This window comes from Bradyrhizobium cajani (genome assembly GCF_009759665.1).
GTDB lineage: Bacteria > Pseudomonadota > Alphaproteobacteria > Rhizobiales > Xanthobacteraceae > Bradyrhizobium > Bradyrhizobium cajani.
In genome coordinates, this window is sequence record NZ_WQNE01000017.1 from 18648 (window position 1) to 32922 (window position 14275).

Sequence of the window (14275 nt, forward strand, 5' to 3'; positions counted from 1 at the left end):
GCCAGCTTCCCGCTGCGTAAAATGCAAAGGACCTGCTCGCATAAGATCAACTGTGTATTGAATTCGAAGAGCCTGCGGCACGCTGACGCATTTTGTCGTGCTGAGTGCGCAGATTGCAAAGTCTCTATCGTCTGACGTCAAGCCTCCGGAAAGTGCTGTGGCCCGCCAGCGACAGAAGTGGCGCGGCCGTTATGCGAAATTGCGTCCGACAATTTGCATTGCGGCGCGGGCGGCGCAAGGGATACTGGCATGAACAAATTTCCGGTTGGTTTGCGCGACGGTTCGGGTCCAAACGGTCCGCGCATGTCGCTCGCGAGCATCGGGCCATCTCTGGCCCTCGCCCTCGCCATGGGACTATTGCTGGATCGAGCGGCGTGGGCTGACTGTACGCCCCAGGCGGCCGACAATGTGACGGCGACCTGCACGGGCGCCACCTTCAATCAAGGCGGCGGCGCGCCTGGCACCAACGCAGGCACCAACGGCTACGGCACCGGCGTTGAGATTGGCGTTACCGTCAGCGTTGCCGCCGGCATCGCGAACTTGGTCTCCGGTACAGACTTCGGAATATTCGTCGCAAGTGGAACGGTCGGCAACAACGCCAACGCCTCCATCGGGGGCAGCCTTTCCGGCATCCGCGCGAATGGCGGTTCTCTCAACCTCACCAATTCCGGCACCATCTCCGGCATCGCCGGCGCCAGCGATGGCGCCTTCGCTCTTGCCAACGCGACGGTGATCAACAACGCCGGCGCCACCATCTCGGGCGGCGCGCGCGGCGTTGTCGCCATCGGCACAGCCGATGTCATCAATGCCGGGACGATCACCGGCATCGCGACCTACGGCATCTACGCCGGAACCAGCGCGACGGTGACGAACAATAGCGCCGCGGCCACCATCTCTGGCGGTCAATTCGGCATCTACTCTGCCGGCACAGCCAACGTCACCAATGCAGGCAGTCTTACCGGCACTTCGGATTCCGGCATCTTCGCTCAAATCGAGGCGGCTGTGACCAACAACACGGCTGCCAGCATCACGGGCGGACAGTACGGAGTTTATGCCAATGCCGCCGACGTCACCAACGCCGGCAACATCACGGGCGGCCTGTCCGGCATTCGCGCGGCTGGCGGTTCTCTCAACCTTACCAATTCCGGCACCATCTCCGGCACAGCCGGTGCCAGCGATGGCGCCTTCGCCCTTGCCAACGCGACGGTGACCAACACCGCCGGCGCCACCATCTCGGGCGGGACGCGCGGCGTTGTCGCCATCGGCACAGCCGATGTCATCAATGCCGGGACGATCACCGGCACCTCGACCTACGGCATCTACGCCGGAACCAGCGCGACGGTGATGAGCAATAGCGCCGCGGCCACCATCACTGGCGGTCAATCCGCAATTCACTCTGCCGGCACAGCCAATGTCACCAATGCAGGCAGTCTTACCGGCACTTCGGATTCCGGCATCTTCGCTCAAATCAAGGCGACTGTGACCAACAATACGGCCGCCAGCATCACGGGCGGACAGTACGGAGTTTATGCCAATGCCGCCGACGTCACCAACGCCGGCAACATCACGGGCGGCCTGTCCGGCATTCGCGCGGCTGGCGGTTCTCTCAACCTCACCAATTCCGGCACCATCTCCGGCACCGCCGGTGCCAGCGATGGCGCCTTCGCCCTTTCCAACGCGACGGTGACCAACACCGCCGGCGCCACCATCTCGGGCGGCGCGCGCGGCGTTGTCGCCATTGGCGCCGCCGATGTCACCAATGCCGGGACGATCACCGGCATCGCGACCTACGGCATCTACGCCGGAACCAGCGCGACGGTGACGAACATGACCGGCGCCAGCATCACAGGTGGGACAATCGGAATCCTGGCCGTGGCCGCAGGCGGCTCTTCGATCTTCAATGCCGGCAGTATCAGCGGCGGCACGGCGATCCAGTTTGCCGGAGCTGGCAACACGCTGACGCTGGCGCCTGGCTCGAGCATATCAGGCAACGTCCTCGGTACGGGTAACGATACGTTCCAACTCGGCGGCAGTGGTGCGGCAAGCTTTGACGTGTCGCAGATCGGCGCAGCCGCGCAGTATCAGGGCTTTGGCACATTCAACAAGATCGGCAACTCAACCTGGACGTTGACCGGCACCAGCACCTTTGCAGGTCCGGTGAACGTCAATGGCGGCACGCTCGGCGTCGACGGTGACCTTACTTCGGCGAGCAACCTCACGGTGACCGCGGGCGCCACGCTTGGTGGCAACGGCATCGTCGGCAACACCACTATCGACGGCGGTACGCTTTCGCCCGGCCATTCGATCGGTCTGCTCTCCGTGCAGGGCAATCTCGTCTTCACCGCGGCGGCAAGCTATCTGGTCGAGGTATCTGCTTCGAGTGCCGACCGGGTCAACGTCACCGGAACCGCGACGCTCGGCGGCGCGACCGTCAATGCTGCCATCCTCGACGCCAACGTCGCCAAGCAATATCTGATCCTCAGCGCCACCGGTATCGTCGGCACGTTCAATCCGGTCGTCAGCACCAACCAACCGAATTTCACAGGCAGCCTGAGCTACGTCGGCAATGACGTTTACCTCAATCTCGCACTGAACTTCGCGTCGGCGACGGGCCTCAATGTAAACCAGCAGAATGTCGCCAACGCACTCACCAATTCCTTCAACGCGACCGGCAGCATTCCACTCGCATTCGGGTCGCTGACGCCGTCTGGCCTGACGCAGGCCTCGGGCGAAACCGTCACCGGAGCGCAGCAGACCACCTTCACGGCCATGAACCTCTTCCTCGGCCTGATCACCGATCCCTTCATCGGCGGTCGCAGCGATGCCACGGCGGCCGGACCGGGCCCGTCGGCCTTTGCGGAGGAAAGCTACGCCGCCAACGCCTCCATGGGCCGCGCCCGTTCGCGGGCCGAGCGCGACGCCTACGCCGCGGTCCATCACAAGGCCCCGCTCGCGCCAGTCTATCAGCCACAATGGAGTGTGTGGTCGGCAGGTTTCGGCGGCGCCCAGACGACGGATGGCAACATGGCGCTCGGGTCGAACGACACGACGAGCCGCATCGCCGCCGGCGCGGTCGGCGTTGACTACCGCTTCTCGCCCGCGACGATTGCAGGCTTTGCGCTCGCCGGTGGCGGCACCAGCTTTTCCGTCGCAAATGGCGGCAGCGGTCGTTCCGACCTGTTCCAGGCCGGCGCATTCGTGCGACACACGGCCGGCCCGGCATACATCGCTGCTGCCGCCGCCTACGGCTGGCAGGACATCACCACCGACCGCTTCGTCACGGCTGCCGGCCTCGATCATCTGCGCGCGCAGTTCAACGCCAATGCGTATTCGGGGCGTGCCGAGGGCGGTTATCGCTTTGTCACGCCCTGGATGGGCCTTACGCCCTATGCCGCGGGCCAGTTCACGACGTTCGATCTTCCAGCCTATGCCGAGAGCGCCGTCACCGGAACCAATACGTTCGCGCTTGGCTATGCCGCCAAGAGCGTCACCGCCAGCCGCAGCGAGCTCGGCCTGCGCACTGACAAGTCCTTCGCCACAGCCGATGGCATCGCCACCCTGCGCGGCCGCCTCGCCTGGGCCCACGATTTCAATCCCGATCGCGCGATCGGCGCGACCTTCCAGGCGCTGCCCGGCGCGAGCTTCGTCGTCAACGGCGCAGCGCAAGCCTCTGATGCCGCGCTCGTCACGGCCTCAGCAGAGAAGAAATGGCTGACCGGCTGGTCGGCGGCAGCAACGTTCGAAGGCGAGTTCTCCAACGTCACCCGCAGCTACGCCGGCAAGGGTGTGGTGAGGTATCAATGGTAACGCCCCCACATTGAAAGCGGCACGCCGCGATCACGCGTCCACCGCGCCGTAGCCCTTTGCTCCTCAGCGTTGCCGACCAGCACCATTCGGGGCGGGCGTCGATGGTTGAGCGTGCTCCGGCAACACGATCATCTCGCTGCCGCAGGCGCCACATCGGGCGGAGGTGCCGAGGATTTCGCAGGCCGGGTCGCCCGAGGCGATGCCATGGCGGCATTTCGGACAGAGATAGCCTTCGGACGTCTCGATGAAATCATAGGACGGACCGACATAGGCGCAGATCATGTGATGAAGGATTGGAGCGAACGCGAGATCGCCGGCTCCACAAGCCGGACAGGTCGATTCGTTTGCTCCTATCTGCACCATAGTCCCCTTCGGCATGCTCGCGTCTATTGCCGGCCGAGCAGACCGGCCACGGCCGCGGACAATCGGGAGGCCACTTCCGTATAGTACATGCGAACCTGGACGGTTGAATTCAGCGGCGGCGGCACCGCTCCCGGAGTGAAGCGAAGACGTCCGAGCTGGGTGGCAGGACGATCGCGTGTCAGAGCCTGCCGGCTTCCGGCGTACACATCGGACACCGGCAGGATTTCCGCGATCGTTGCCGAGATCCGGCGATTGCCGAAGACGACGAGCACCTCATTGCCGATGTGGGGCTCGACCAGCCGGGCGCTCGGAATGTGCCAGTCGACGAAGATGTCGCTGGGATCGAGGATTTGAGCAATCGGCGTGCCGGCCACCAGGGACTGTCCGACATCGGCAAGACCCGTCGACACGATGCCGCCGACCGGCGCGAGCACACGGCCAGCGGCGAAATCCCGTTCCACCTCGTCGAGACGGTCGCGGAGCTGCTGCCCAAAGGCGTCGAGGGCTGCCAGCTGGGTGGTGGCCTCGGCGATCTCCGCCTCCTGCGAAATGACGGCTTTCCGCGCCGCCGCGCGTTCGCGAATCAGCTCGAACCGAAACGTGAGGCTCGCGGCCTGCGATCCTTCGAGCTGGTCGACGGCGTCCTCGGTCAGCTGCCTGTAGGCTTTCGCCGCCTCGAGCGTCTCCTGCGCCACGCGTGCCCGGATGCGCAGCTCCGACTTGCGGCTCGTGATGTCGGCCAGTGACCTCATGTAGGTGGCCACGATACCGTCCCGCTCGGGCGAGCGCACCTGGGCAATCTCTTCGCCGGCCTTGACCGTGGCGCCATGAGTCACATTCACGCTCTTGACCTGCACGATATAGGGCAGCGAGACGACGTGCGACGGAGCCGAAACGGTGCCGGGTCCATTCAGATACACAAGCGGCGCTCCGAAATAGACGACAAGGAATGCAAGCACCCCGAACACGCATGTCGCGTAGACGATGCGTACAAAGCGGCTCGCCGCGCTCCGGCGGCTTTCCACGGGATCTGGAACATTTGGATCGAGCCTGTTGATGACGACGTTCATGAAGCTCGTCTTTCAAATACGGCCGGAGAACAGCGCACGACGCACGCGCGGCGGCACGAAATCGTCGTGCTTCGAAGCGGCGAAGATGATTTCCGAGGAGTAGGAGACCAGCCGGGCACATCTGAGATAGCTGCCCTGATAGAGCGGAAAGATCAGCACCGCACCGAGATTGGCGGGGCTCGGCGAGCGGCCGAACAGCGCAACGGCGAGTGCCAGGTTGAAGAACGAGATCCAGGCCAGCAGGAAATAGATCGCCGCGATAAACCAGAAGGCGTCGGCGCCGAGCAGTACCACGAGGTAGACGATGTAGAACGGAAAGATCAGTGTCGGGATCAGATCGAACAGGATGAAATCCAGCCTCTGCAACGTGTCGGGCAACCGCTCGAAGCGATGAAACAACCCGAGCTCGGCATACATGATGAGGCGAATTCGCAGGGCATCGCGATCCCAGCGCGCGCGCTGCCGCAGCAGGCTTAGCCCGCCGACGGGGCCTGCCGTTTCCGCCCAGGCCTCCGGCACGAAGCGAACGAGGTAGCCGAGGCGGCGCAGCCTCAGGCTGAATTCCAGGTCCTCCCCCGGGCCGACGTCCAGCCCGCCGTGGCGCACGAAGACATCGCGGCGGTACATCGAACAGGCGCCGGACAGGCAGGCGATCGCGCCGACAATGTCGAGGATTGTCCTGCCGGCGCTGATCGACATCAGGTATTCGATGCTTTGAAGCCGCGTCCATATCGAACTGCCCTCATTGCTGATGGCAATGTTGCAGCTTGCTCCCGCAACGCGTGGATCCCTGAACGCCAGCGCCAGCCGTGCGAGTGCCGCAGGCTGGAAATGCGTGTCTGCATCCATCGTCAGAAGCAGCTCGCCGCTCGCGAAACGCGCTGCGGCATTGATCGCGGCGCTGCGGCCACAGCGCGTGCCATGGCAGATCACCATGTCCACCAGCCCGGCGGCGCGGGCCTGCTCGACAATGGCGCGGGTGTCATCCGTGGATCCGTCGTCGACCACGATGACTTCGTGCGGCGGCAACGTCTGTCGCCGCAGCGATTCGAGCGAGCTGAGCAGACCGGAACCGCCGTTGAAGGCAGGGATGATGACGCTGATCGACACGCCGATCGGCGCGTCGCTTTGTCGGGATCGGCGCGCCAGGCCAAGGAGGCAAAGTGAGAGCAGCGAAAGGGAGTATCGCGGAATGTCGAAAATGAAGACCGCGAATGCCAGCTCGATCCAGTTCGCATCGGCGATCAACTGCAATGCCTCGGGCATGCCGACCTGCCTTCGCTGGGCGCATCGCGCGCCGTGCCAGTGTCAGTCTAGGCCTTTGCAACCGGCGGGCGAAGCGGGTTTTGCGATCGGCGGCCTCGGGGGAACTCCATTCTTGATTCTTCGCTAATCGTTTCCCTCCAAATCGCTGGATCGGCTCGCTCGAGGAGGCAATCGCCGCCGTTGCCGCAAGCGGGCAGGGGCGCGACCGCCTGTGGAGATTTTATTGATATTTCAAGTGCATAAATGTTCGCATGCTCCGAATGGCGCGTCATTGCTGCGACCTCGGAGGTACTCAATCCTGGCTGCTCTGTCGTACAGGCTTGCTATACGCGCCCGGCCGCGGGTGATATGCTTTCGTCATTGGACGGTACTGGCAGCTCGCCACCAGACTTTTTCTGCGATGCCGGCCTTCTGATCGAATCTCGATCCCGCTCGCGCTTTTTCGCCTTGCTTCGACATAACGCTGATCAAATTCGTCAAACAGCTGCCGCGTCCCCGCTCACATTGGGAGATGTGCCATGGCTGCATCGGACTGGCGTCTCGAAGGCGAATGGATCAAGAATTGCACTTGCGCGTTCGGCTGCCCCTGCGATTTCAATGCACCGCCGACCCGAGGCTATTGCAAGGGGCTGGCCGGCATGCGGATCACCAAAGGGCATTTCGAGGGGACCAGGCTCGACGGTCTCTGCTTCGCGGTCACGGTCGATTTCCCAGGACCGCTGCATGAGGGCAACGGCACGATCCAGCCGATCATCGATGAACGCGCCACCGCGGAGCAGCGTCAGGCGTTGTTCGATATCTTTTCCGGCAAGCATTCGGCCGAGGGCACGCTTTTCCAGATCCTCAGCCTGATCGTGACCAAGATCCACGATCCGGTGTTCGCGCCGTTCGAGTTTTCCTTCGACAAGGACGGACGCGTCGCCAAGCTCGTCGCCGGGGGCGTGCTCGAGACCGATGTCGAGCCGATCAAGAATCCGGTGACGGGTGATCCGCACCGCATCCAGGTCGTGATGCCCGAGGGGTTCGAGCACAGGGCTGCCGAGGTCGCGTCATCCAACATCCGCTCGACCGGCGCGATCCCGTTCGAGACCCGGGGCACGCATAGCTCGCTCGCCAACGTCGTGCAGACGCCCGACGGCGTCGCGGCGTGATGCGGCGCTGACGCCGAGACGAGACCTCGGCGTCAACTCATCATCGCTACGCTAGGCAGATCCATGCAGGGACGCCTGATGCTGGAACACCTGCTCCGCCGCGACCGCCTGATCGTCGCGATCGGGACCGCCGCGGTGGCGGCGCTCGCCTGGGCCTATCTCGCGAGCGGCGCCGGCATGGATACCGACATGATGGCCGACATGCCGGACATGGCACCGATGCCGTGGACGCCGCTCTACGCCGCTCTGCTGTTCGCGATGTGGTGGGTGATGATGATCGCGATGATGGCGCCGAGCGCAGCGCCGACCGTCCTGTTGTATGTGACTGTCAAGCGCAAGCAGGAGACTGCATCCCGCGCCGCCATCGATGCCTGGATATTTCTCGCAGGCTATCTCGTGACATGGGCCGGGTTCAGTCTGGTTGCGGTCCTGGCACAATGGGCACTCGAACGTTTCGGATTGCTGTCGATGGCGATGGCGACGACCAGTGCGGTCCTGGGCGGCGCCATCCTGCTTGCCGCGGGGCTTTACCAGTTCACGCCGCTCAAGCATGCCTGCCTGCGTTACTGCGAGAGCCCGCTGTTGTTTCTCAGCCGGCATTGGCGGCTTGGTGCGCGCGGAGCATTCCGCATGGGGCTTCGCCACGGCAGCTACTGCGTCGGCTGCTGCTGGTTTCTGATGGTATTGCTGTTCGTCGGTGGCGTGATGAACCTGGTCTGGATCATCGGCATCGCGCTCTATGTCGCCGGCGAGAAACTGCTGCCGTTCGGTCGAAGGCTCAGCCATGTGGCCGGCGCGACCCTCATCCTGTCCGGCACGATCGTTCTTGCGCGGGCGCTGTGAGAAACGGGCGGATCGAGGGGGCGCTGCGGAAAGGTCCGTTTCCGGATGTATTAATACTGCCAGGTTGCTTCAAAAGCGGCCGACCTCCGCGATTTTACGGATGTCGGAAACTGAAGAATTGAGCTTTCTCCGAACCAAAACTTAAGGCTATCGCTCCTAGTCTCGCGACCCGGATTGACGACAGCGCCCAATTTGCGGCCTTGCCGTCCCGAGCAATTGAGGCGGAGAAGGGCGATGCCATATTTGGCGGCGAGCACCGTTCTGCCCCGGCGGCTGATGCGGGGGCGTGTGCCGTGATTCCCGGAAGGTCGGTCCGCAAAGCTGCGATGACGATCCTGCGGAACGCCCCGCTGCAGGTCGCATTGTTTTTCCTGCCCCTGGTCTGGATCGGGTACTTCGCGATCACGTCATCGGAACGGGCGGATGCCGTCCAGCAGGCACGGTTGCAGGGCGACAGCGTCGCCGAATTGTTCGAGGAGAACACTGAGCGCATCTTCGAGCGTGTGGATCAGTCGTTGCTGGTGGTGCGCGCGCTTTACGCCCAGGATCCGCTGACCTTCAGCCTGAAGTTCTGGTCCGACAAGGCCCGCATCGCGACCGGTGACGTCATTCAGTTCTCCCTGATCGGACTGGACGGCTACCTGTTCGATACGACGACGGGCTATTCCGGTCCCCCGCTCTATCTCGGCGATCGCGAGCACTTCATCAATGTCGTGTCGCAAGCCGAAGATCGCCTCTATGTTGCGAAGCCGGTGTTGGGGCGGGCGTCGAACAAATGGACCATCCAGCTCGCAAGGAAGGTGTTCGACTCCGCCAGGAATCCGGCGGGCGTGGTGGTCGGCTCGATCAGCGTCGACGTCGTCGGCAAGTTCTACGACACCGCAAAGCTCGGCGCCGGCGGAACGCTGGTTCTCAGAAATGCGAATTATGTCGTGCTCGCCGCGCGGGGCGTGGACCAGGGCACCGTGCTGGGGCAGCGCGCGCCGAACCGCGTCGAAGGCGAGCTGCGGGACGGCTTCTATGCACAATACTGGAACGAGAACCGCCCGAACCGCAGCGACAGGTTGACCACCGCACGCCGATCGCGGGTCTTTCCGTTGATCTTCACCGTGGGCATTTCGGAGCAGGAAATCTATTCGCGCTCCGATCGCAGGCAGAAGGTCTATCTCGGCGGCGCGGTGCTGCTCAGTTTCATCATCCTGACCGCTACGATGTTCCACTGGAGGCGACAAAAAGCGCTCGATCGCGCCCAACGCGAGGTGCGCGATTTTGCCAGCAAGTTCGAGGACGCGCTCAGAAACCTTCCTCAGGGCTTGAGCATGTTCGACGGCCGCGACCGCCTGATCGCGTACAATCGACAATGGGTCGAACTCTATGGGCTTGTGCCGGAGGAGATTCGGATCGACATGGATTTTCGGGAGGTGTTTGCAAAACAGACAGCCGTGCTCGACGTCGAGGCCTACCTTGCCGATTTGAAGAGCCGGCTCGCCAAGTCGGAGCAGACCTCGAACACCGTGCAGTTTCCGGATGGGCGCGTTATCTATATCTCATACGGACGGCGCGAGGGCGGTGGCTGGGTCGCCACCCATGAAGACATCACCGAACGCAAGGCGTCCGAGGACCGTATCGAAAGGCTGGCGCACTACGACAGCCTGACCAGCCTCGCCAATCGCAATCTGTTCAAGGAGCGCATCGACGAAGCGCTCGCCAGTCATCCCAGGCCCGACGCGCCGTTCGCCGTGCTGCTGCTGGATCTCGACAAGTTCAAGTCGGTCAATGACGCGCTCGGTCACCAATGCGGCGACGCGCTGCTGAAGCAGGTTGCCGGTCGGATCAAGGCGCAGATCGGCGACGTCGATACTGCGGCGCGGATCGGCGGTGACGAGTTCGCCGTGATCGTGGCGCCGGGCCAGGTCTCGATGCAGGATGGCGCTGCGACGCTCGCGGCCAGGCTGGTGCACGCCATCGCCGAGCCCTATCAGATCGACGGCCATCCCGTCGTGATCGGCTGCAGCATCGGCATCGCCGTGGCGCCCGAGCATGGCACCCGTGTCGATGAGATCCTCCGCAATGCGGACCTTGCGCTCTACAAGTCGAAGAACGCCGGCCGAAACTGCTTCCATATCTACTCGGCGGAGCTCAAGGCGGAAGCGGATCAGCGCAACGTGCTCGAGATCGAGCTTCGCGAGGCGATCTGGCGCGATGAAATCGAGGTGTTCTATCAGCCCGTGACCGAGCTCGGCACGGGCCGTGTGAAATCGGTCGAGGCTCTGGCGCGCTGGCATCACGACACCAGGGGCTTCATTCCCCCCACCGAGTTCATCGCCGTTGCGGAGGCGGGTGGACTGATCGTCGAGCTTGGCAATCAGGTGCTGACCAAGGCGTGCAGGGATGCGATGACCATGCCGGGCGACGTCAATGTCGCGGTCAACCTGTCCGCCCTGCAATTTGCCGGCTCCAATCTCGTCGACACCGTCACGTTCGCACTGGCGCAGAGTGGTCTTCCGGAAAGCCGGCTCGAGCTCGAGATCACCGAGAGCGTGTTCCTCGCCGATACCCAGGAAAACCTCAAGACTCTTCAGCGCCTCAAGGCACTGGGCGTCTCGATTGCGCTTGACGACTTCGGTGTCGGTTACTCGTCATTGTCCTATCTGACGGCCTTTCCGTTCGACAAGGTCAAGATCGACAAGTCCTTCATCGACAGGATCGACCGCTGCGAGACCGTCGCCGTGCTGAAATCCATCGTGCAGCTTGCGAGGACGCTGAAGCTCACGATCGTCGCCGAAGGCGTCGAGACCCGCGAGCAGGTCGGACGGCTCCAGTCGCTCGGGATTCCGCTCGGCCAGGGCTTTTTCTTCAGCAAGCCCGTGCCCCTGGCCGACCTGTCATGGCAAGGTCCCGGCGCGCGGCGGAGACGGCAAGCGGCGGCGTGAGGGGAGGCTGGACTCCTCTGATCGGACGACGCGCGGTCGCCCAACAACCGTCCGCACATGGCGCCTATGTCCATTCGGAATTGTGAGACATAAGCACGAGCCAGCTTCCTGCCCCCGTGCTATTGCTGCTCCTCGCAATCTGCGCGAGGACACCCATGCTTCCCCTTCCTGCCGACATCTTCACCGAGCCCGAGGATGTCTCGCCCGACGGCCTTGCCAATCTCGGCCCGCTCCGCCGCCTCGCAGGTAGCTGGCAGGCCGACAAGGGCATCGACGTCAATCCGAAGGCCGATGGTCCCGAGCGGCGGACCTTCATCGAGCGCATCCGGATGGACCCGATCGATCCGCAGGCCAACGGGCCGCAGCTGTTCTACGGGCTGCGCTATCACATCCACATCAACACGCCCGAGGAAGACATCACCTTCCACGACCAGGTCGGCTACTGGCTGTGGGAGCCCGCGACCGGGCTGATCATGCAGACGCTGGCGATCCCGCGCGGGCAGGTGCTGCTCGCCTCCGGCAAGGCCGGGCCGGATGACAGGAAGATCTCGGTCACGGCCAAGCGGGGCGACACCGCCTACGGCATCTGCTCGACCGATTTCCTGGAGCAGGCCTTCCGCACCGATTCCTATCGCTGCGACATCACCTTCAACGACGACGGAAGCTGGAGCTATCTGATCCAGACCGAGTTGTTCGTGCGCGGCGCGCCGTTCAATCATCACGACAGCAACACGCTCAAGCTCGTCGCGCCGCCAAAGCTCAATCCGCTCGCGGTGATCGTCAACGATCGCGCCAAGAACGATCGCGCCAAGGCCGGCGGGCCGGCGGCCTGAGGTGCGGAGGTTCACATGAAGCCCTACGTCATCTGCCTGATGCACTCCAGCCTGGACGGCCGCACGCATCCCAGCCGCTGGCGTCCAAAGGGCGCGGGCACGGACTGGTTCGAGAAGATCCATGACGAACTCGGCGGCGATGCCTGGGTGATCGGCCGCGTCACCGGTGCGGAGTTCGCCAAGGGCAAGCCGTATCCGGAGACGACGACGAAAATCCCGCGCGAAAACTGGTTCGCACGACGCGATGCGAAGACCTACGGCGTCGTGCTCGATGCGCGGGGCAAGATCGGCTGGGGCCGCTCCGACATCGGCGGCGATCCGATCGTCGTCGTGCTGACCGAGAGCGTGCCGGATTCGCATCTCGCAGGGCTTCGCGGCGAGGGCGTGTCCTACATCTTTGCCGGCAAGTCCGAGATCGACCTGGCGCTGGTGCTGGACGTTCTCAATCGCGAGCTTGGCGTGAAGCGTCTGCTCGTCGAGGGCGGCGGTGTCGCCAATGGCGCGTTCCTGCGCGCCGGCCTCATCGACGAATTCAACCTGATCCTCAGCCCCGCCGTGGATGGCGCGCAGGGCGCACCCTTCGTGTTCGACTCGACGGAAGCTGACAGCGACCAGCGCGCGCCGATCACGGCAATGACGCTGGAGAGCACGCGGGACCTCGGCGGCGGCGTCCTGCTGCTGCGGTACCTGATCAAGAACGATCCGCACGCCGTGGCCAAATAAAGCGCGGCCATGTCCGAACCATCGGAGCACATCGTCATCGTCGGTGCGGGCGCGGCCGGCCTGATGGCGGCACGCGATCTCGCGCGTGCGGGCAGGCGCGTGACCATCCTGGAGGCGCGCGAGCGCTGCGGCGGGCGCATTCATTCGCTGCCGGCGGCGCAGTTCGGCGACCCCGCCGATGCCGGCGCCGAATTCGTCCATGGCGAGGCACCGGTCACGCGCGGTCTCCTGCGCGAGGCCGGGCTGTCCCTTCAGCAGATCGAAGGCGTGCAGTGGGGCTTTGACGGCGCAAGCCTCTCGCGTGAGGACCGCCACGATCCGCACGAGGCGGAGCTGAAAGTCGTGCTTAGGGGGCTGAAGCATGACCTCACGGTGGCCGATTTCCTCCGCCGTCATTTTGCCGATGAGGAATATGCGCGGCTGCGCCATTCGATCGAGCGCATGGTCGAGGGCTATGACGCTGCCGATCCCGAGCGCGCCTCGACGCTGGCGCTGCGCGAGGAATGGATGGATGGCAGGCACTCTCCGCAGGCGCGCATCAAGGGCGGCTATGGTGCGCTGATCGACTTCATGGTGGCCGAGTGCCGCAGGCGCGGCGTTGCGATCCGGCTCGGCTGCGCCGTGTCGGCCATCGAGGAAGTGGGCGGCGCCGTGGCGGTTCGTTGCGCCGGCGGCGATGTGCTTGCCTGCGACCGCGTGATCCTGACCGTGCCGCTGCCGCTGCTGCGCGAGCTCGCGCTGCCGACGAGCGCACGTGAAAAGGCCGCGGCTGCCGACGACATCGGCTTCGGCAATGTCATCAAGATCCTGCTGCGCTTCGCGCGGCCCTGGTGGCGCGAGCGTGAGGAAGATCTCGCGGACATGACCTTCCTGCTGACGGATGAGACGATCCCGGTGTGGTGGACGCGCTGTCCGGACCAGCATCCGCTGCTCACCGGCTGGTTCGGCGGCCCGCGGACCGTGGAGCTGGGGGGCCTCGATCAGCAAGCGCTGATCGACGCCGGGCTCGATTCGCTCGCCGCCATCTTCGGGCTGTCGCGCGAGGTCCTCGCGCGCGACCTTGTCGCGGCGGCGGCGATCAACTGGATGCACGATCCCTTCGCGCGCGGCGCCTATTCATGGGCGACGCCGCGGACGCGTGCGGCGCAGACGATTCTCGCGCGCGCCGACGGGGCGGTGCTGTTCTCCGGCGAGGCGCTTTATCGCGGCCGCGATATGGGTACGGTCGAGGCGGCGCTGGCAAGCGGGCTGGAGACGGCGGGGATGATCTTGCGCGGATGAAAAGG

Annotated in this window: 10 protein-coding genes; 7 read left to right on the top strand and 3 right to left on the bottom strand. The window is 64.2% G+C overall.

Annotated features, from left to right (window positions below; genetic code table 11):
• Positions 1-249 precede the first annotated feature (249 nt).
• Complete coding sequence (locus GPL20_RS20515) at positions 250-3807, top strand: autotransporter domain-containing protein (protein ID WP_246250770.1); 3558 nt, start codon at positions 250-252, stop codon at positions 3805-3807.
• Between the two features lie 63 nt (positions 3808-3870).
• Here GPL20_RS20515 and GPL20_RS20520 read toward each other — a convergent pair whose 3' ends face one another.
• From GPL20_RS20520 to GPL20_RS20530, 3 genes are read right to left on the bottom strand one after another with little or no spacing between them, the layout of a single operon-like run.
• The gene (locus GPL20_RS20520; protein ID WP_157331315.1) at positions 3871-4185 is read right to left on the bottom strand and encodes a TackOD1 domain-containing metal-binding protein; all 315 of its coding nucleotides are present in this window, start codon (positions 4183-4185) and stop codon (positions 3871-3873) included.
• Positions 4186-4193: 8 nt separating this feature from the next.
• On the bottom strand, positions 4194-5240 hold the full coding sequence (locus GPL20_RS20525; RefSeq protein ID WP_157331316.1) for an HlyD family secretion protein: 1047 nt from the start codon (positions 5238-5240) through the stop codon (positions 4194-4196).
• Between the two features lie 12 nt (positions 5241-5252).
• Complete coding sequence (locus GPL20_RS20530; protein ID WP_157331317.1) at positions 5253-6506, bottom strand: glycosyltransferase family 2 protein; 1254 nt, start codon at positions 6504-6506, stop codon at positions 5253-5255.
• Between the two features lie 518 nt (positions 6507-7024).
• Here GPL20_RS20530 and GPL20_RS20535 point away from each other — a divergent pair.
• The 6 genes from GPL20_RS20535 to GPL20_RS20560 all read left to right on the top strand — a co-directional run bounded on the left by GPL20_RS20535 (position 7025) and on the right by GPL20_RS20560 (position 14270).
• The gene (locus tag GPL20_RS20535) at positions 7025-7657 is read left to right on the top strand and encodes a DUF1326 domain-containing protein (protein ID WP_157331318.1); all 633 of its coding nucleotides are present in this window, start codon (positions 7025-7027) and stop codon (positions 7655-7657) included.
• A 63-nt stretch (positions 7658-7720) separates the two neighbouring features.
• Complete coding sequence (locus tag GPL20_RS20540) at positions 7721-8500, top strand: DUF2182 domain-containing protein (protein WP_157331319.1); 780 nt, start codon at positions 7721-7723, stop codon at positions 8498-8500.
• A 326-nt stretch (positions 8501-8826) separates the two neighbouring features.
• Positions 8827-11433, top strand: a complete 2607-nt coding sequence (locus GPL20_RS20545; RefSeq protein WP_157331320.1) for a bifunctional diguanylate cyclase/phosphodiesterase — start codon at positions 8827-8829, stop codon at positions 11431-11433.
• Positions 11434-11588: 155 nt separating this feature from the next.
• Positions 11589-12266, top strand: coding sequence for an FABP family protein (locus tag GPL20_RS20550; RefSeq protein WP_157331321.1), 678 nt, complete (start codon positions 11589-11591; stop codon positions 12264-12266).
• A 15-nt stretch (positions 12267-12281) separates the two neighbouring features.
• Positions 12282-12989 carry a RibD family protein gene (locus GPL20_RS20555; RefSeq protein ID WP_157331322.1) on the top strand — a complete coding sequence of 236 codons (708 nt, stop codon included), beginning with the start codon at positions 12282-12284 and terminating at the stop codon, positions 12987-12989.
• A 9-nt stretch (positions 12990-12998) separates the two neighbouring features.
• Positions 12999-14270: a flavin monoamine oxidase family protein gene (locus tag GPL20_RS20560; RefSeq protein ID WP_157331323.1), complete on the top strand. Its 1272-nt coding sequence runs from the start codon at positions 12999-13001 to the stop codon at positions 14268-14270.
• The last annotated feature ends 5 nt before the right edge of the window (positions 14271-14275 follow it).

Bases quoted from the DNA above. Each gene is read 5' to 3' on its own strand.
- GPL20_RS20515 (WP_246250770.1), top strand. From the start codon at position 250: ATGAACAAATTTCCGGTTGGTTTGCGCGACGGTTCGGGTCCAAACGGT.
- GPL20_RS20520 (WP_157331315.1), bottom strand. From the start codon at position 4,185: ATGCCGAAGGGGACTATGGTGCAGATAGGAGCAAACGAATCGACCTGT.
- GPL20_RS20525 (WP_157331316.1), bottom strand. From the start codon at position 5,240: ATGAACGTCGTCATCAACAGGCTCGATCCAAATGTTCCAGATCCCGTG.
- GPL20_RS20530 (WP_157331317.1), bottom strand. From the start codon at position 6,506: ATGCCCGAGGCATTGCAGTTGATCGCCGATGCGAACTGGATCGAGCTG.
- GPL20_RS20535 (WP_157331318.1), top strand. From the start codon at position 7,025: ATGGCTGCATCGGACTGGCGTCTCGAAGGCGAATGGATCAAGAATTGC.
- GPL20_RS20540 (WP_157331319.1), top strand. From the start codon at position 7,721: ATGCAGGGACGCCTGATGCTGGAACACCTGCTCCGCCGCGACCGCCTG.
- GPL20_RS20545 (WP_157331320.1), top strand. From the start codon at position 8,827: ATGACGATCCTGCGGAACGCCCCGCTGCAGGTCGCATTGTTTTTCCTG.
- GPL20_RS20550 (WP_157331321.1), top strand. From the start codon at position 11,589: ATGCTTCCCCTTCCTGCCGACATCTTCACCGAGCCCGAGGATGTCTCG.
- GPL20_RS20555 (WP_157331322.1), top strand. From the start codon at position 12,282: ATGAAGCCCTACGTCATCTGCCTGATGCACTCCAGCCTGGACGGCCGC.
- GPL20_RS20560 (WP_157331323.1), top strand. From the start codon at position 12,999: ATGTCCGAACCATCGGAGCACATCGTCATCGTCGGTGCGGGCGCGGCC.